Source organism: Isoptericola sp. Y541 (genome assembly GCF_059445465.1).
Genome location: NZ_JCAIUJ010000013.1, coordinates 1 through 18,232, shown reverse-complemented (window position 1 = coordinate 18,232; position 18,232 = coordinate 1). Strand labels below are relative to the sequence as shown.

Below are 18,232 nucleotides of genomic sequence, written 5' to 3'. Positions count from 1 at the left end.
CGGAGGGCGTCGGCGGTGTCGGCCCTTCGACAGGCTCAGGTCAGCGCAAGCTCGACCAGCAGGGCGTTCCCGTCCGCGCCGTGCACCAGCGGGACGTCGGCCGGCGGTGGCCGCCGCGCCGGGCGGGGGCGGGCGCGCTCCACCTGCCGGATGGCGATGGCCGCGACGCGGCCCGGCCAGCGCGCGGCCGCCCGCACGTACACGTCCTCGTCCTGCTGGCCGGCGTCGCCGAGCAGCAGCCAGCGCACCTGCGGCAGCGCCGTCATCAGCCGGTCCAGGCTCTCGCCCTTGTGTCGCGGGCCGCTGCGGAACCAGCCGGACTGGGTGGGCCCCCAGTCGGTGAGCAGCAGCGGCCCGGACGGAAACCCGTGCCTGTCGAGGAAGCCGGCCAGCGTGCCCGCGGTGTTCCACGCCCCGTTGGAGAGGTAGACGAACGGCGCGTCCGGGTGGTCCGCCGCGATCTTCCGGTACAGCTCCGGCATGCCCGGCACGGGCCGGCGGGCGCTCGGCCGGCTGATCAACGTGTTCCACGCCGCGACCAGGGGCTGCGGGACCGCGGTGACCATCGTCGTGTCGTCGATGTCGCTGACGACGCCGAACGTCGCGCCGTCCCCGACGACGACCACCGGCGCGACGACGGTCCGCCCCGACGACGGTCCGGTCGTCGAACCGGAGGTCGTGAGGGTCGCGTCGTGCCGGCCGGGCGGCAGAGGGCCGTCGTCGGGGAGCGGCACCTCGACGTCCACGTACCCGGCGCGGTCGGTCTCGAGGTCGGCCACGGCCCCGCCCACCGCGACGCGCACCGGCTCGCCGGGCGCGGGGAGGGTGAGGTAGCTCCACAGGCCGCGCCGGTCGCCGTCCTGTACCGCGGCACGACGACCGTCGGCGCGGGACGGCGGCACCAGCAGCACGCGGGCCAGCACCCGCACGCGCCGCGGGCTGCCGTACCCGGTGTACGTGATCACGCGCGGCACCCAGCCGCGCCGACGCAGCACCGCCCCCGCGGCGGTGCACCATCGGTCCTCGATCAGCGCCGCGAGGTGCGGTCGCTGGGTCGGACGTGCGGTGGTGAGCTGCGCCGCGGGGGCAGTCTGGTCGGTCTGGTCGGTCTGGTCGGACATGCCCCGAGTGTTCCGGCTACTGCCCGCCCATGCCCGTCGTGGCCACGCCCTGCACGATGCGGCGCTGGAAGATCATGAACACCACGAGCAGCGGCAGCGCGGCGATCATCGCCGACGCCATGTTCTGCGCGTACTGGACGCCGTAGGCGTTCTTCACCGTGGACAGCCCCACCGGCAGCGTCATGAACTGCGGGTCGGTGGTGACGATGAACGGCCACAGGAAGTTGTTCCAGGCCCCGATGAACACGAAGATCGCGACGGCCACCAGGATCGACTTCGACAGCGGGAGCACGATCGTCCAGAACAGCCGCCACGTGCCCGCGCCGTCGATGCGGGCGGCGTCGAGCAGCTCGCGGGGGATGGCGTCGAAGAACCGCTTGAGGATGAACACCATGACCGGCGCCACGACCTGCGGCAGCACGATGCCCGCGAACGTGTCCACGAGGCCCATGGCCTGCATCTGCTTGAAGAGCGGCACGATGAGGATCTGGCCCGGCATCATGATCGACGCGAGGGTGAGCCACTGCAGCAGCCCGCGGCCCTTGAACAGGGTCTGCGAGAACGCGAAGGCCGCCATCGCGGAGATCAGCACCGTCAGCGCCGTCACGAGGACGGCGACCACCAGGCTGTTCCACATCCAGGTCAGCAGCTCGCTGTTGCCGAGCACCTGCCGGTAGGCGTCGAGCGTCCACCCCTGGGCCGGCCACCACGACGCCGGCAGCGCGGCCTCGGCCTCGTGCTTGAAGCTCGTCACCGCACCCCAGAGGAGCGGAAGCAGCCACAGCCCGGCGAGCACGACGAGCGCCGCGAGCGCGCCGACCCGCACCCACGGTGAGGGGCCGATCGTCAGCTTGGTGAGGGCTCGGTTCTCGGCCTTGGCCTGCAGCGCGCCCGCCCGGCGGGCGGCGAACATCGTCGAGACGGACTCGGTCACGGCCACGTCAGGCCTCCTTCTTCGACGGCAGCAGCCGCACCAGCGTGAACACGAGGATCAGGGCGAAGAACACGTACGAGATGGCCGAGGCGTAGCCGAGCCGGTAGTTCGTGAAGCCCATGTCGTAGACGTACTCGAGGATGGGCCGGGTGCTGCCGTTCGGTCCGCCCTTGGTCAGCAGGTAGATCTGGTCGAACACCTTGAGCGAGGCGAGGAGCTGGAGCACGACGATCACCCCGGTGATGGTCTTCAGGTGGGGCATCGTGATGGAGAACAGCCGCCGCCACCCACCGGCACCGTCGATCGTGGCCGCCTCGTACTGCTGGGACGGGATCCCCTGCAGGGCGGCGAGGTAGAGCAGGAAGTTGAAGCCGACGGTCCACCACACGGTGACCATGGCGATCGAGAACATCGCCACGTTCTCGTCCGTGATCCAGCCGACGGGGCCGAGGCCGAGGTTCGCGAGCCAGGTGTCGAGCAGGCCGATGTCCGGCTGGAACAGCCAGCCGCTCAGCCCGGACACGACGGCGCTGGTCAGCAGGTACGGGGCGAAGAACGACATGCGCCACACCCACTGGCCGGGCAGAGCTGTGTGCACCAGCAGCGCCATGACGAGCGCCACGAGGATCAGGGGCACCGTGCTGAGGAGCGTGAACCAGACGGTGTGCCACAGCGTCTCCCACACCTGCGGGTCGCTGAAAGCCTCGGCGTAGTTGGCGAAGCCGATGAACTCGCTGCCGGTGCCCGTGAGGCTCTGGTTGGTGAAGCTCATCCACAGGCCGTAGACCGTGGGCCACACCAGGAAGAGCCCGGTCGCCACGGCGAACGGAGCGACGAACAGGTAGCCGGACCGGTCCCGCTCCCGCAGCGACCGGCGCTGCGTGTCACGCGACGACGCCTTGGCGGCGGACCGGGCAGGCAGCGCCCGCCCGGGGAGCGTGGTGACGTTCGAGACGGTCATCGTCGTCCTCTCGATCAGGCGGGGTTGGGCTGGGAGAGGAACCGGTCCATCTCGCTCAGCAGCCGGTCCACGGCGGTACGCGGGGTCGCGTTGCCGGACAGGGTGTCGGTCATGGAGTCGCCCATCCGCGTCTGGAAGTCGCTGCCGCCGCCCGTGAACCAGGCGTCGGGGTCGAAGACGGCGATCTCCGCCGCGGGCGCGTAGTCACGCTGCGGGGTGAGTTCCTGGTACTCCGGCTGCTCGACGATGGGCTGGTACGCGGGGATGTGCCCGGCGGACGCCCAGGTCATGCCCTCCTGGAGGAGGCCGGCGAGCACGCGGTAGGTGGCCTCGCGCTTGGCGGGGTCGGGGTGCGCCTGTTTGGGCAGCACGAACGAGTGCGAGTCGGCGTAGTTCGCCGGGGCGTCGAAGACCGCCGGGAACGGCGTGGCCCCGACGTCGGGGATGGCGTCGCGGAACATCGGCAGGTCCCACTCGCCGGCGAACATCATCCCGACGCGGTTCGACATGAAGCGGCCGGACGCGGCGTTGCCGTCCTGGTTCTTGGCGGCGACGATGCCGTCGACCATGGTCTGGAGGAACTCGAAGACCTCCTCGGCCGCCCGCTCGTCGAGCTGGGCGGACTTGCCCGGCGTGAGCTCGTAGCCCCCGCCGTTCTGGTTGTACAGGCCCCAGAACATGCGCCAGCAGCCGGCCGGATCACGCAGGTACCCCCAGCCGACGCCCGTCTCGCCCGTGACCTCGGCCATGGCGCGGGCCGCGTCGAGGAACGCGTCCGCCCCCGATGCGATGGCGAGCTTGCCGTCGGATCCGAGGAGCCCCGCGTCCCCGGCGACCGCTGGGTTGTGGAACGCGATGTACGGGTGGGTGTCCAGGGGCAGCGCGTACAGCTGGCCGTCGAACTGGGCCTTCTCCCACACTGCCGGGGCGAAGTGCTTCTGCTCGACCCCCAGCGCGGCGAGCGCGTCGAGGTCGAACGGCTCGAGGAGCCCGCCGGGCGCGTACCCGGCGAGCCGGGAGACGTGCATGACCGCGGCCTCGGGCGGGCGCCCGCCGGACGACGTCATCGCCAGCTTCGTGTAGTACGGCGCACCCCACTCGAGCGTCGTGGTGTCGAGGGCGATGTCCGGGTTGGCCGCCGCGACCGCGCCCGACATCTCCTGCATGAGCGCGCCGTCGCCGCCCGAGAAGAGGTCCCAGACCATCACCGACGTGCGGCCGTTGCCGGACGCGGCGGGCGTGGAGCAGCCGGACAGCGCGCCGCCGAGCGCGATGCCCCCGGCGCCGACGAGGGCTGCCTGGAGCAACCCCCTGCGGCTCATCCGCGGGACGTCGTCCGACGCGCCGTTCGTGCCGGACGGACGTGGGCCCCGGCCGGACGCGTGGCCCTGCCATGCTCCGGACGCCCCGGACCTGCGGTATTTGGTCTGCATCGACCCTCCATGAGTGCAACGTTGCGCTCCAACGTGGGACCACGATGGACTAGCGGTGACGGGCCGTCAAGAGGGCGGGAGCACGCGTGCGACGCCGCGCCACGGCGGGCGAGGAAAGGGCCGGTGGATGGCAGCACAGGACGGGCGGAGCGGGGAATCGGCGCCTCGCGCGACGGTGTCCCCGGGCACCAGGGGTCGCGGCACGGGCCGGGTCGGGATCAAGGACGTGGCGGCCGCCGTGGGGGTGTCCTGGAAGACGGTCTCGAACGTCGTCAACGGCACCGGGAGGGTCGGGGAGGAGACCCGGGCCAAGGTCGAGGCGATGATCGCCGAGCTCGGGTACCGCCCGAACCTCGCGGGCCGCCAGCTGCGCCGGGGGCGCACGAACACGCTGGCGCTCGCTGTCCCGTGGGCCCACTCGCCGTACTTCTCGCTGCTGGCGCACATCGTGATCGAGGTCGCCGGCGCCCGCGGCTACCGCGTGCTCATCGAGGAGACCCGCACCGACCGGGACGCCGAGCTCCAGGTGGCGCGCGGGTTCTCGGTCCAGGCGATCGACGGCATCATCTTCTCGCCCCTGGCGATCGGCCCGGCGGAGATCGCCGAGGTGCGCCGGGAGACCCCGATGGTGCTGCTCGGCGAGCGCGACGACCCAGGTCACGACCGTCGCTGGAGCACCGACCACGTGAGCATCGACAATGTCCGGGCCGCGCGGGAGGTGACCGAGCACCTGCTCACGACGGGCCGCCGACGGCTGGCGTTCGTCGGCGCGGAGCCCGTCGACGACCGCACGGGCGCCCTGCGGCTGCGGGGGTACCGCGAGGCGCACGCGGCGCAGGGGCTCGAGGTGGACCCGCGCTGGGTCGTGCCGGTGACGAACTTCTCGCGCCCGGCGGGGGTCGTGGCGGTCGAGTCGGCGCTGCCCCGGATCGACCAGGTGGACGGGCTCGTGTGTGCGAACGACGAGCTCGCGCTCGGCGCCCTCTACGCGCTGCGCCTCAACGGGGTGCGGGTGCCCGAGGACGTCGCGGTCACTGGGTGGGACAACACCGAGGACGGCCGGTACTCCAACCCGTCGCTGACCACCGTCGCACCGGACCTGCAGGCCATCGCCGAGACCGCCGTCGACCGAGTGATCGCGCAGGTCGACGGGCGCCTCGACGGCGAGGCCGGGGAGGCGGTCGACGTGGTCGTCGCCCACCGTCTCCTCGTGCGCGAGAGCAGCCGGCCGGCCGCGGCGACGGCCTGACCGCATGCCCAGGAGACCCCCGGTGGTTCAACGTTGCATACTTCTTGTCGGGAAGGTTGAATCATCCGCGGAACTGTCGTCCATGCAACGGAGCACCACGATGTCCGTCCTCGATCGCCTCGACCCCCCCTCCGCCCCCACCGGCGGCACCGTCCCCCGCCCGGAGTACCCGCGTCCCCAGGTGGTGCGCGACCGGTGGCTGAACCTCAACGGCTCCTGGGACTTCGAGATCGACCCCGGTGATTCCGGCCTGGAGCGCGGCCTGCGCGACCGGCCGCTCGCCGGCACCATCACCGTGCCGTTCGCCCCGGAGTCCGAGCTCTCCGGGGTGGAGAACACCGACTTCCTCGAGGCGGTCTGGTACCGCCGCGAGGTGACCGTCCCCGCCGACTGGTCCGCCGTCGGCGACGACGCGCACGTGCTGCTGCACTTCGGCGCCGTGGACCACGACACCACGGTGTGGGTGGACGGCACCGAGGTGGTGCGCCACCGCGGCGGCTTCACGCCGTTCACCGCCGACCTGTTCGGCGTCGCCGCCCCCGGCGACACGGTGACCGTCGTGGTCCGCGCCCGCGACCACCGGGGCATCCCGCAGGCGCGCGGCAAGCAGTCGGGCCAGTACGGCAACCACGACTGCCACTACACGCGCACCACCGGCATCTGGCAGACGGTGTGGATGGAGCCGGTGCCCGCCGCGAGCCTGCGCCGCCCGCGCATCACCCCCGACCTCGGCGGCCGCGCGCTCGACGTGCGCATCCCGCTCACGCAGAACCGCCGTGGCCACACCGTGACCGTGACGGTGAGCGACGCCGACGGCGTCGTCGCCACCGAGTCGACCCCCGCCGACCTCGACCTCGCGCCGTCGGTGCGCGTCGTGATCCCCACGGACCGGGTGCGCCCCTGGTCCACCCAGGACCCGCACCTGTACGGCGTCGAGGTCGAGCTGCGCGAAGCCGCCGGCGAGGTCGTCGACTCCGTGCGGTCGTACGCCGGCCTGCGCTCGGTCGCGATCGAGGGCAAGGCGATCCGGATCAACGGTGAGCCCGTCTTCCAGCGGCTGGTGCTCGACCAGGGCTACTGGCCCGAGTCGCTCATGACCGCCCCGAGCGACGCCGCGCTGCTGCGCGACATCGAGCTGTCCCTGCACGCCGGGTTCAACGGCGCCCGCCTGCACCAGAAGGTCTTCGAGGAGCGCTTCCTGTTCCACGCCGACCGGCTGGGCTACCTCGTGTGGGGCGAGTTCGGCGACTGGGGCTCCGGCGGCTTCGGCAGCTCGAAGGACCACCAGCAGCCCACGACGTCGTTCGTCGCCGAGTGGCTGGAGGCGCTCGAGCGCGACTTCTCGCACCCGTCGATCATCGGCTGGTGCCCGCTCAACGAGACGCACCAGGACCTGCACGACCGGATCACCCAGCTCGACGACGTCACGCGCAGCATGTTCCTCGCCACGAAGGTCGCGGACCCGACCCGGCCCGTGCTCGACGCCAGCGGGTACTCGCACCGGGTGCTCGAGACCGACGTGTGGGACTCGCACCACTACGAGCAGGACCCGGCGGCGTTCGCGAGCGACATGGCGGGCCTGGCGACCGACCAGCCGTGGGGCAACACGAACGACAACGGGCCCATCTCGCTGCCCTACCGCGGCCAGCCGTACTTCTGCAGCGAGTACGGCGGCATCTGGTGGAACCCCGAGGAGGCGGCGCGGGCCGCGGGCGACGACCGGACCGAGTCGTGGGGCTACGGTCAGCGCGTGGCCGACGAGGAGGAGTTCCACTCCCGCTTCGCCGGTCTCACGGACGCCCTGCTCGACGACCCGCTGATGTTCGGCTACTGCTACACGCAGCTCACCGACGTGTTCCAGGAGCAGAACGGCATCTACCGGTTCGACCGCAGCGAAAAGCTCGACGTCGACCGGGTGCGCGCGGTGCAGGTGCGCCCGGCCGCCTTCGAGAAGGACGCCGGCTGAGCAACGACCACCCCCGCCCGTGGTCGAGCCGGTCGAGACCCCGCATGGTCTCGACCGGCTCGACAGGCGATCGCGACCGGCAGGAGAAGCAATGACGCACCGCACCTCGTTCGCGACCTCGTTCGAGCCAGGCGACCCGGCGCCGCTGGAGTCGACACCCCTCGTGCGCGACGGCGCGCCGTGGACGCTGAACGTCGCGGCGGGCCGCGGCCGGCGCGCGGCGAGCACGCTGGTCACGACCGTGGGGACGGGCCCGGAGACCGCCCTCGCCCACAAGCCGGGGGTGGGGTTCACCGGCCGGCATGCGCTGCACTGGTCCGGCGTGCACGTCGCCGACGGGCCGGCGCGCGCCACCCACGTGCTGCACCGCGACCTCGGCATCACCGTGGGCCCGCGCACGCGGCTGAGCTACGTCGTCCTGCCGGAGCTGCGGGGTGACCTGCGGTACCCGTCCACGCACGTCACGATCGACCTCGCGTTCACCGACGGCACGCTCCTGTCGGACCTCCCGGCCACCGACGCGCACGGCACCGGGGCGTCCGCGCGCGCCCAGGGCGAGGGCAAGATCCTCTACGCCGACCAGTGGAACTCCGTGCGGGTCGACGTCGGCGCGGTCGCCGACGGCCGGACGGTCGACGCGATCCTGCTGAGCTACGACAACCCCGGCGGCACGGCGGGCACGGAGGTCGCCGGCTGGGTCGACGACGTCGCGCTCACGGCCGAGCCGGCATTCCTCCCGGGACACCCGGGCGGCGACGCCCTCGTCGACCTGGTCGACACCCGGCGCGGCACCCTGTCGAGCGGCGGCTTCTCGCGCGGCAACAACGCCCCTGCGACGGCCGTGCCGAACGGGTTCAACCTCTGGGTGCCGATGACGGACGCTGGATCGCGGCGCTGGCTGTATGAGTACCACCGGGCCAACGACGCCGAGAACCGGCCCGTGCTGCAGGGCTTCTGCGCCTCGCACCAGCCGAGCCCGTGGATGGGCGACCGCAACCAGCTCGTCGTGCACCCGGCCTCGGGGGAGGGTGTGCCGACGGCCACGCTGAGCGAGCGCGGGCTGCCGTTCGACCACGCCGACGAGACCGCCCGGCCCGACCTGTACGCCGTGACCTTCGCCAGCGGCGTCACGCTCGAGGCCACGCCCACCGACCACGGCGCGGTGCTGCGGTTCGGCTTCGGGGCCGGCCATTCTGCCGATGCCGGGCATGTGCTGCTCGACACGGTGGGCACGGCCCGCGGGGAGGCGCGGCTCGCGATCGACCCCGACGACGGCACCGTCTCGGGCTGGGTCGACGACGGCAGCCCGCTGTCCGTGGGCCGCTCCCGCATGTTCGTGGCCGGCGCGTTCGACCGCGCCCCGACCGCGGTCGGTCGGGCCGCCGGGGACCGCACGCACGCGCTCTACGCGACGTTCGACACCGCCACGGAGCCGGCGGTCGAGCTGCGCCTGGCGACGTCGTTCATCGGCCTCGACCAGGCGCGGGCGAGCCTCGCGCAGGAGGTCGCGGGCCGGTCGTTCGCCGCCGTCCAGGACGCCGCGCGGGCGGCGTGGGCGGAGCGGCTGGGCGTCGTCGAGGTCGCGGGGGCGACGCCGGACCAACGCGTCACGCTGTACTCCAACCTCTACCGGCTCAACCTGTACCCGAGTTCGCAGACCGAGAACGTCGGCACCGCCGAGCAGCCGCGGTTCCGGTACGCGAGCCCCACCGCGAAGCCCGTCGGCGAGCCCACGGACACCGCGACCGGAGCGGCCGTCGTCGACGGCACGATGGCGGTCAACCACGGGTTCTGGGACACCTACCGCACCGCCTGGCCCGCGTACGCGCTGCTCTACCCCGGGCTGACCGGCGAGCTCGCGGACGGGTTCGTGCAGCAGTACCGCGACGGCGGCTGGGTCTCCCGCTGGTCGTCGCCGGGCTACGCGGACCTCATGACGGGCACCAGCTCCGACGTCGCGTTCGCGGACGCCTACCTCAAGGGCGCCCTGCCCGCCGACGTCGCGCTCGACGCGTACGACGCCGCGCTGAAGAACGCGACCGTCGCCCCGCCGCACGACGCCGTCGGGCGCAAGGGGCTCGAGGCGTCGGCGTTCCTGGGCTACACGCCCGAGCAGGTGCACGAGTCCGTGTCGTGGGGCCTGGAGGGCCTGATCAACGACTTCGGCATCGGCACGATGGCGGCCGCGCTGGCCGAGGACCCGGCCACGCCGGGCGAGCGCCGCGCGGGCCTGCGCGAGGAGTCCGCCTACCTCCTGGACCGGGCCGCGCAGTACGGCGCGGTGTTCGACCCGGCGGTCCGCTTCTTCCGGGCGCGGCGCGTGGACGGGACGTTCGCCGGCGCGCCGGAGGACTTCGACCCGGACGACTGGGGCGGCGTCTTCACCGAGACCAACGCGTGGAACTTCGCGTTCCACGCGCCGCACGACCCGCAGGGGCTCGCCAACCTCTACGGCGGCCGGGCGGGGCTCGAGGCGCGGCTCGACGAGTTCTTCGCGCGGCCCGAGGACGGCACCCACGTGGGCGGGTACGGGCAGGTCATCCACGAGATGACGGAGGCCCGCGACGTGCGGATGGGCATGTGGGGCGTGAGCAACCAGCCGTCGCACCACATCCCGTGGCTCTACGACGCGGTCGGGGCGCCGTGGAAGGCCCAGCGGATCCTGCGCGAGGCGCTGCGCCGACTCTTCGTCGGCAGCGAGATCGGCCAGGGCTACCCCGGGGACGAGGACAACGGCGAGATGTCGGCGTGGTGGCTGTTCGCCGCGCTCGGGCTGTACCCGCTGCAGGTCGGGTCGCCGCGCTACGCCGTCGGGTCCCCCCTGTTCGACGAGGTGACGATCCACCGGCCCGACGGCGACCTCGTGGTCCGCGCCCGCGGGAACTCGCTCGCGAACGTCTACGTGCAGTCGCTGACCGTCGACGGCGAGCCCCGGACGTCCACGAGCCTCGACCACGCCGACCTCACCGGCGGCGCCACGCTCGAGTTCGTCATGGGCCCCGAACCGTCGGACTGGGGCACCCGCCCGGAGGACGCCCCGCCCTCGCTGACCACCGGCGACGCGCCGCCCGCCCCGCTCGCGGACGTCACGGGGCTCGCTCGGGGGCACGGCACGGTCGTGGTGGACGACGGCGGCGCGGCGACCCCCGCGACGCGGCTCGTCGACGACACGTCGGCGACGTCCCTGGTGTTCGCCGGCCGCACTCCCACGATCACCTGGACCGGCGAGACGTCGGCGGCCGTCGTCCGGTACACGCTGACCTCGGGCGTCGACGGCGCGTCGCCGTCGTCGTGGCGGCTGGAGGGGGCGGACGACGCCGCGTCGTGGACCGTGCTCGACGAGCGGTCGGGCGAGCGGTTCCGGTGGGCCCGCCAGACGCGGCCGTTCGAGGTCGCGAGCCCGGCGCCGTTCCGCCGCGTGCGCCTCGTGATCACCGGGAGCGACGGCGAGGGCCCACTGCGGCTGGCCCAGATCGAGCTGCTCGCCGCACCCGCCGGTTGAGCTTGTCGGCTTCGCTGGTTGAGCCTGTCGAAACCTTGAGCCTGTCGAAACCGGGTTTCGACAGGCTCAACCAGCAGGCTTCGACAGGCTCAACCAGCGTCGTCGTGACGTGTCAGGTGACTCGCGTCAGACGCCGATCACGTCGACCGCCGCGCCGGTGCGCGCGCTCTCGTAGGCGGCGAGGATGATGCCGAGCACGGCGATCCCCTCGTCCTCGGTGTTCAGCGGGCGGCGGCCGGTCTCGAGGCAGTCGACGAAGTCCGCGATCTCGGCCGCGAAGGTGTTCACGTCTTCGTGCTCGAAGACCTGCTCGTCCTCGCCGCGCAGCTTCACCCGCAGCGTCGTGCCGTCCGAGCTGAGCGACCCCTTCTCGCCGACCACGCTGAACCGGTCGGTGCCGGGCGCGGCGTCGTAGGCCCAGGAGGTCACCAGTTGGCCGACGCTGCCGTTGTCGAAGCGCACGAGCACCTGGGCAGAGTCCTCGCCCTCCATGAACGTCAGGCGGTGGGTCGACATCATGGCGAAGGCCTTGACGGGGCGCCCGCCCGCCAGGTGCATCAGCAGGTAGGTCGGGTGGTAGCCGGTGTCGATGAACTCGCCGCCGCCGCTGGTCGCGGTGTGGGCGCGCCACCCCATGTTCTCGGGGTCGAAGTTGTTGTGGAACGAGTCGGTGGTGCGCACCTCGTACACGTCGCCGAGCACGCCGGAGTCGATGACCTCCTTGGCCTTCGCGACGGCGGGCATGAACAGCTGGTTGTGCGCGCACATCAGGGTGACGCCGGCCGCCTCGACGGCGGCGCGCACCTCGGCCGCCTCCTCGGCGGACAGGCACAGGGGCTTCTCGCAGAGGATGTGCTTGCCGGCCTTGGCCGCCGCGACGATCGCCGCCTTGTGGAGGTGGTGCGGCAGGCAGATGTCGACGGCGTCGACCTCCGGGTCGTTCACCAGCTCGGTGAAGTCGGAGTACGCGCGGGCGCCGGTCTCCTCGACCCGCTGGGCGAGGGTCTCGGGCACGGCGTCGGCGATCGCGGTGACCTGCACGCGGTCGGGGATCGTCGCGTAGCCCGCGAGGTGGGCGCCGGCGATGCCGCCGGCGCCGATCAGGCCGATGCGGACGGGGGATGTCACGGTCATGGTGGGTCCAGTTCTGTGGTGCGGTGCGGTTCAGTGCTGTGCGTCGGAGCGCGCGGCGTCGGAGTTCGCGGCGTCGACGAGCGCGGTCAGCGACCGGGCCCGCGCCAGGTTGTCCTCGAGGGTCGCGCCCGCCCGGATCGAGTCCGCCCACTGGGCGAAGAGGATCGGCTGGTCGGCGGGCAGGTCCACGCGGGACGAGCCCTCGCCGGTGGTCAGGCGCAGCACGGCCTCGCCGGCGTCGTCGGTCTCGAAGCCGAACAGCACGGACCCCTCGGTGCCGTGGACCTCGATCGTGAACGGGCTGGCCGGCGTGACGAAGCCGGTCTCGATGACTCCGATCGCGCCGTCGGGCGTGGTGACGGTGACCGAGGCGTTGTCCTCGACGCCGCGACCGGTCTGATCGGTGTAGGTCGACCGCACGGACGTGAGCTCGTCGCCCAGGATCAGCTGGGTGAGGTAGACGGGGTGCGCCCCGAGGTCGGAGAACGCGCCGCCGAGCGCCTCGGAGGCGTCGTAGAACCGCGCGGGCAGCCAGTCGGCGGTGGAGCCGTCGTGGGCCAGGCGGACCCGCGAGTAGGTGAGTCGGCCGAGGGTGCCGGCGTCGAGGATCGTGCGCAGGGCCAGGGTGTAGCCGTGTGTGAGCCGCGGCAGGGAGACGGTCAGCCGCACGCCCGCGTCCCGGGCGGCGGAGATGAGCTTGTCGCACTCCGCGACCGTCGGGGCGAGCAGCTTCTCGGTGAAGATGTGCTTGCCGGCGGCGATGGCCTTGAGCATCACCTCGACGTGGTCGCTGGTGGCAGCGGTGACGGTCACGCCCTCGAGGTCCTCGCGCGCCAGCAGCGCGTCGAGGTCGGTCGTGGCCGCGACGCCGAGGCGCTCGGCGAGGTCACGGCCGCGCTCGGCGTCGTCGTCCCAGACGGCGACGAGCTCGGTGTCGGGGTGGTCGAGGGCGGCGCGCCCGTACTCCTCGGCGTGCACGTGCCATGCGCTGAGCACGGCGATCCGCAGGGGGGTGGTCATCAGGTACTGCTCCTTCAGGGGTGTGTCCCAGTGGGTGTGTCGGGTGCGGCTCAGCTCGGGATCACGCTGTTCTGCCCGTACGTCGCGGGCATCTGATAGCCCTTGAAGAGCGCCATCTTGGGGGCGACGCTCAGCTGGTTGTTGGCGATGGCCTCCTGCGGTGTCGCCGACCCGATGATCACCGAGCTCCGGGAGCGCTGGAGCGTGTCCCAGGCCACGGAGCCCACGGGCAGCGGGGGCCGGGACGTCGAGGTCGGCAGCATCTGCCGGAACAGCTCGGCCTTGGGGTTGTAATGACGGGCCTGGATGGTCTCCAGGTTCGTCGGCAGATCGCCGAGCAGCGGCTGCACGATGCTCTGGCCCTCGTACCCCGTGTAGAACTTCATGAACTCCCAGAGGTTCCGCGTCATCTTGGCGCCCTTGGGCACCACCAGGGAGGCGCCGCCGGACCACGAGTAGGTCTCGTCGCCCTCCGCGCCGACCGGCAGCCAGGTGAACTTCAGCGGCAGGTCCGGTGCGTACTTCTCGTTGCTGCGGATGGAGAACGGGCCGGTGGTCGACATCGCGAGGCGCTCGCTGAAGATGGCGGTCTGGCTGGGCGGGGCGTTCGGCGGCTGGTAGGTCGCGAAGAAAGCGTCGGCCTTGGCGTAGGGGAACTCCTCGGCCCAGTCGGCGTACAGGTCGAACACGGACCGCCACTGCGGCGAGTCCAGGGTGACCGCCGCGGTCTCGTTCGAGTAGAGGTTCGCGCCGAGCCCGAAGGCCCAGGTGTACGGCCAGCCCTCGCCGTCCCAGGGGACGAACCCGAGGGTCTCGAAGTTGCCGTGCGAGTCGGACTTGGTGAGCTTGCGGCTGACCTCGCGGATCTCGTCCCAGGTGAGCACGTGCTGCTCCGGGTCGAACATGTCGAGGTCGATGCCCCCCTCACGCAGGAGCTTCTCGTTGTACATGATGCCGCGGGCGTCGGTGTTGATCGGCAGCCCGTACAGCTGGCCGTCGTACGTGAGCTCGTCGATGGAGAACTGCAGCCACTGCGAGGTGAACTCCTCGACGGAGACGTCCTCGTACTTCTCGATGAGGCCCCCGATCGGCTCGAGCAGCCCGATGGAGGCGTTCTGGACGGCGTTGAACCGGTCCATCTGCCAGACGTCCGGGGCGGTCCCGCCGCGGACGGCGGTGATGATCTGGCTCATGTCCGCCACGCCGTTGCTGGGCACCTGGTTGATGTCGACCTTGATGCTGGACCCGGCCTTCGTGGCGTTGAACGCGTCGATGACCTTGACGTCCTTGTCGGCGTCGGCGGCGCCCATGCCCCAGTAGCGGATGACGGCGTCGTTCGAGGACCCGCGGGGCGCGCACGCCCCGAGGGAGAGGGCCGCGGCGGACGCCGCGGCAGCGCTCAAGAAGGTGCGGCGTGAGATCACTTGAAGCCTCCGATGGTGATGCCCCGGATGAAGTAGCGCTGGAACACGAAGAACAGGATCAGCAGCGGCACGATGACGAGGAACGACGCGGCCATCAGCTGGTTGAACGAGACGTCCTGCGCGTGCATGGAGCGGAACGACTGCAGGCCGATCGAGAGGGTCTGGACGCTCTCGTCCTGCAGGTAGATCAGCGGTCCCATGAAGTCGTTCCAGGACGCGACGGCCGCGAAGATGGCGACGGTCGTCAGCGCCGGCTTGGCCGTGGGGAACACCAGGCGCCACAGGATGGTCCACTCCCGCGCGCCGTCGATCCGGGCGGCGTCGAGCATGTCCTTGGGGATCTGCAGGAGGAACTGGCGCAGCAGGAACACGTAGAACGCCGAGCCGAACATCGCCGGGATGATCAAGGGGAACAGGGTGTTGACCAGCCCGAGGCGGGCCCACATGTCGAACATGGGGATCAGGGTCACCGGGAACGGCAGGAAGAGCGTCGCGATCACCAGGTAGAACATGAGGTCCCGCCCGGGCCACTTCAGGCAGGAGAACCCGTAGGCGACGATGAAGTTCGAGATCACCGAGAAGATCACGACCGAGATCGTGATGATCGCGGAGTTCGAGAAGAACTGCAGGAACGGCATGGCCGCCACCGCGTCGACGAAGTTGCTGAACTGCCACGACTCGGGGATGAACGTCGGAGGGAACTTCGCGAGCTCCTCGTCCGACTTCAGCGCCGAGATGATCATCCAGTACAGCGGCAGCAGGAAGAGGATGGACAGGGCCACCATCACCACGCGCGCGAACACGGTGCTGTACCACGGGCGACGCGTCCCGTCGGCCCGCCGGTTCAGCTGATCCTCGTCCGTGGTGCGGGCGGGGCTCCGGCGCCTCTGCGGGGTGTCCGTGCGGGTCGTCGTGCTCATCAGGAAGCCTCCACGTCGTAGTTCACGAACCGCCGCGAGGCCCAGAAGATCAACAGGGCCAGGGCGAGACCGGCGAGGAACAGCAGCACTGCCAGGGCAGAGGCATATCCCAGCTCCGCGAAGCCGAAGGCGTTCTTGTAGAGGTACATCATGTAGAACAGCGCGCCCGCGTCGGGGTCGCCGGTCCCGTTGGTGACGATGTACGCCTCGGTGAAGACCTGCAGGGCGCCGGAGACGCCGGTGATCAGGTTGAACAGCAGCACCGGGGTGAGCAGGGGCAGCGTGATCGAGAGGAACTGCCGGATCGGGCCGGCGCCGTCCACGCGCGCCGCCTCGTAGACCGTCTTGGGGACGTTGCGCAGCCCGGCAAGGAAGATCAGCGCCGCGTTCCCCGCGCCGAGCTGCGCCATCAGGATGATCGCGATCTTCACCCCGGTCGGGTCGCCGAGCAGGTTCACGTTCGAGCCGCCGAAGAGGTTGAGCACCTGGTTGAAAGCGCCGAACTGCGGGTTCAGGAACACGATGAAGATGAACGACATCGCGAACGCGGGGATCAACGACGGGGCGTAGAATATCGTGCGATAGAAGGCGACCTCGCGGACGTTCTGGTTCATCGCGAGAGCGAGCACGAGTGAGACGACGAGGCCGAGCGGCACGGCGATCAGGGCGAAGAACATCGTGTTGCTCGCCGCCTTGCTGACCAGGGGGTCGGCGAACGCGGTGACGTAGTTCCCGAGACCCACCCAGGTCGGAGACCCCATGCCGGAGTAGCGGGTGAGGCTCAGGTAGATCGAGTACCCGACCGGGTAGACGACGAAGACCAGGATCCCGATGAGCCAGGGCGAGATGTACTTCAGACCCAGGGCCAGGTCGCGCCTGTCGGCCCGCGAGAGCCTGTGACGGGTGCGCTTCGGTGGTGGCCCGCCGGTCGCGCTCTCCGCCGCGTCCGGTGGGGCGACCCCTACAGGGGCTCTGGCCGTCAGTCCGGTCGCAGTCATCGTTCTCCCTTCGGTACGGCGGCGGAGCACTGTCCGTCGCGGGCCGGACACGGGCCGCAGCACCGAGAGGGTGACGTGGACCACTGCGTCCTACGCGCCGGAACATTACTCATACTGATGGATATATTCAAAGGGCCCATCAGGAACCCCGACCGAGGGAGCGCGATGCGCGCGACGACGATGCCGCAGGTGGGGCTCGGAACGAGCTCGTCGTGCGCGGGCGATCCGGGTGTCGCGGGACGGGATCGACCAGTCGGAATTGATGGAACGCTGCGGCCTCTCCCGTCAGGCGGGTCTCGCAGATCACCCGGCGGCTGATCGACCGCGGGCTGGTGCGCGGGGCACCGGTGCACACCCACCGGCCAGGCAAGCCCGCGATGTCCATGCAGGTGGAACCCGCGCGATGCTCCCCGCCGGGGCCCATCTGGACCCCGCGCACATCACGGTCTCCCTGGTCGACTTGCTCGCCCGTCCGCTCCTGAAGAGCTCGCTCGCGCGCCCTGGCGAGGACCCGGCTGCGGACGTGGAACATCGGCGCGGCGCTGGACGACATGCTCCGAGAACTGGGTGCTGCCGAGCCGGCCGGACGGGACGGCGACGTGCGCAGCGGCGTCCAGGGGATCGGGGCGGCGGTGCCCGGGGGCTGGGTACGTCGGCGCCGGGCTCCTGGTGTGGGGGCGACGGAACGCAGGACCGCGTCCGCGGTGTCAACCTGATCCGCGTTCGCGAGGGCCGGATCGTCGAGGACTCTCCGGGCTACCTGGTTTGGCTCCCATACGCACCGCACTGGCGGCGCATGATCTCGCGCATCGGCGTGCCCCGCGGGACGCCGTAGACCGTTCCGGGAAAGTCGAGCGGCTCCTGGACCGCCCACAGCTCATCGTGTCGATCGGGTGAGAACAGCTGCGCCGGGCGCCCTGCGGCAATCCATCCGATGGGCACCGTCGTCCCAGGTTCGAGGACCGAGTTGACGTGGAGAACGCTGTTGATGCGTAGCTCGCAGCCCGTGCCGGTACGAGAGCCGGGAAACATGGAGACACCCGTGGCGATGAACACCTCGTCATCGATCCACGCACCGTTCAGATGCGTGTGCGGGCCGACCAGGACGAAGTCCCCCACCCGCACCGGGTGGTCCGCGCGGCCCCGAAGGAGTGCGTGCTCCATCACCACAACGTGCGAGCCGACCTCGACCCGACCCAGGTCCCCGTTGAGGACCGCACCGTGCAGCACCCTCGAGTTCGCGCCGACTGTCACGTCTCCGGTCACCACTGCCGATGGAGCTACCCACGCTGTCGGATGAATATCAACCATCGCGCAACAGTATCGCCGGCTCCGCGCGACGCGAGGCAGCGGAGTGTCTCCGTGACAAAAACGTCCGTCGTCCGCCGGTCTCGCTGCCACGACCCCCCGTGTGGACATGCCCGACCTCACCCGTGCGATGGGACTGCTGCACGGATAGGTGACAGCAGTTCTCAGGCGGCGAGTGCGACTGAGAGGTTTTCTCACCAGCGTGATCGCCGGGTCCCGCGTTGAAGGTTGAGTAGCACGAGTGCTGCGGCGGTGATCTCGG

The 18,232-nt window shown here is 71.1% G+C and carries 13 protein-coding genes; 3 read left to right on the top strand and 10 right to left on the bottom strand.

All coding sequences use genetic code 11. The features are described 5' to 3' along the window. Window positions 1-35: 35 nt before the first annotated feature. The 4 genes from AC1C2V_RS19305 to AC1C2V_RS19290 are packed head-to-tail and all read right to left on the bottom strand — an operon-like array spanning window position 36 to window position 4,338. Window positions 36-1,121: an App1 family protein phosphatidate phosphatase gene (locus tag AC1C2V_RS19305; protein WP_495391275.1), complete on the bottom strand. Its 1,086-nt coding sequence runs from the start codon at window positions 1,119-1,121 to the stop codon at window positions 36-38. A 16-nt stretch (window positions 1,122-1,137) separates the two neighbouring features. Further along, the gene (locus AC1C2V_RS19300; RefSeq protein WP_495391300.1) at window positions 1,138-2,034 is read right to left on the bottom strand and encodes a carbohydrate ABC transporter permease; all 897 of its coding nucleotides are present in this window, start codon (window positions 2,032-2,034) and stop codon (window positions 1,138-1,140) included. Window positions 2,035-2,062: 28 nt separating this feature from the next. After that, entirely contained in the window at window positions 2,063-3,016 is a 954-nt protein-coding gene (locus AC1C2V_RS19295; protein ID WP_495391274.1) for a carbohydrate ABC transporter permease, read from the bottom strand. Between the two features lie 14 nt (window positions 3,017-3,030). Next, window positions 3,031-4,338, bottom strand: coding sequence for an extracellular solute-binding protein (locus AC1C2V_RS19290; RefSeq protein ID WP_495391273.1), 1,308 nt, complete (start codon window positions 4,336-4,338; stop codon window positions 3,031-3,033). Window positions 4,339-4,576: 238 nt separating this feature from the next. Here AC1C2V_RS19290 and AC1C2V_RS19285 point away from each other — a divergent pair, with 238 nt between their 5' ends. From AC1C2V_RS19285 to AC1C2V_RS19275, 3 genes are all read left to right on the top strand, one after another. Then, window positions 4,577-5,698 carry a LacI family DNA-binding transcriptional regulator gene (locus AC1C2V_RS19285; RefSeq protein WP_495391272.1) on the top strand — a complete coding sequence of 374 codons (1,122 nt, stop codon included), beginning with the start codon at window positions 4,577-4,579 and terminating at the stop codon, window positions 5,696-5,698. Between the two features lie 100 nt (window positions 5,699-5,798). Next, window positions 5,799-7,664 (top strand): glycoside hydrolase family 2 protein, encoded by a 1,866-nt coding sequence (locus AC1C2V_RS19280; RefSeq protein ID WP_495391271.1) that lies wholly within the window; start codon window positions 5,799-5,801, stop codon window positions 7,662-7,664. A 91-nt stretch (window positions 7,665-7,755) separates the two neighbouring features. After that, window positions 7,756-11,166 carry a GH92 family glycosyl hydrolase gene (locus AC1C2V_RS19275; RefSeq protein ID WP_495391270.1) on the top strand — a complete coding sequence of 1,137 codons (3,411 nt, stop codon included), beginning with the start codon at window positions 7,756-7,758 and terminating at the stop codon, window positions 11,164-11,166. A gap of 126 nt (window positions 11,167-11,292) precedes the next feature. On the opposite strand, the gene AC1C2V_RS19270 is transcribed toward AC1C2V_RS19275, so the two are convergent. From AC1C2V_RS19270 to AC1C2V_RS19245, 6 genes are all read right to left on the bottom strand, one after another. After that, the gene (locus AC1C2V_RS19270; protein ID WP_495391269.1) at window positions 11,293-12,300 is read right to left on the bottom strand and encodes a Gfo/Idh/MocA family protein; all 1,008 of its coding nucleotides are present in this window, start codon (window positions 12,298-12,300) and stop codon (window positions 11,293-11,295) included. A 30-nt stretch (window positions 12,301-12,330) separates the two neighbouring features. Further along, complete coding sequence (locus AC1C2V_RS19265; RefSeq protein WP_495391268.1) at window positions 12,331-13,320, bottom strand: Gfo/Idh/MocA family protein; 990 nt, start codon at window positions 13,318-13,320, stop codon at window positions 12,331-12,333. Between the two features lie 50 nt (window positions 13,321-13,370). Further along, window positions 13,371-14,744: an extracellular solute-binding protein gene (locus tag AC1C2V_RS19260; protein WP_495391267.1), complete on the bottom strand. Its 1,374-nt coding sequence runs from the start codon at window positions 14,742-14,744 to the stop codon at window positions 13,371-13,373. Then, complete coding sequence (locus AC1C2V_RS19255) at window positions 14,741-15,664, bottom strand: carbohydrate ABC transporter permease (protein ID WP_495391266.1); 924 nt, start codon at window positions 15,662-15,664, stop codon at window positions 14,741-14,743. The genes AC1C2V_RS19260 and AC1C2V_RS19255 overlap by 4 nt, the downstream gene beginning before the upstream one ends. Continuing rightward, window positions 15,664-16,662, bottom strand: a complete 999-nt coding sequence (locus AC1C2V_RS19250) for a carbohydrate ABC transporter permease (RefSeq protein WP_495391265.1) — start codon at window positions 16,660-16,662, stop codon at window positions 15,664-15,666. The genes AC1C2V_RS19255 and AC1C2V_RS19250 overlap by 1 nt, the downstream gene beginning before the upstream one ends. A gap of 756 nt (window positions 16,663-17,418) precedes the next feature. Then, entirely contained in the window at window positions 17,419-17,928 is a 510-nt protein-coding gene (locus tag AC1C2V_RS19245) for a gamma carbonic anhydrase family protein (protein ID WP_495391264.1), read from the bottom strand. Between the last annotated feature and the right edge of the window lie 304 nt (window positions 17,929-18,232).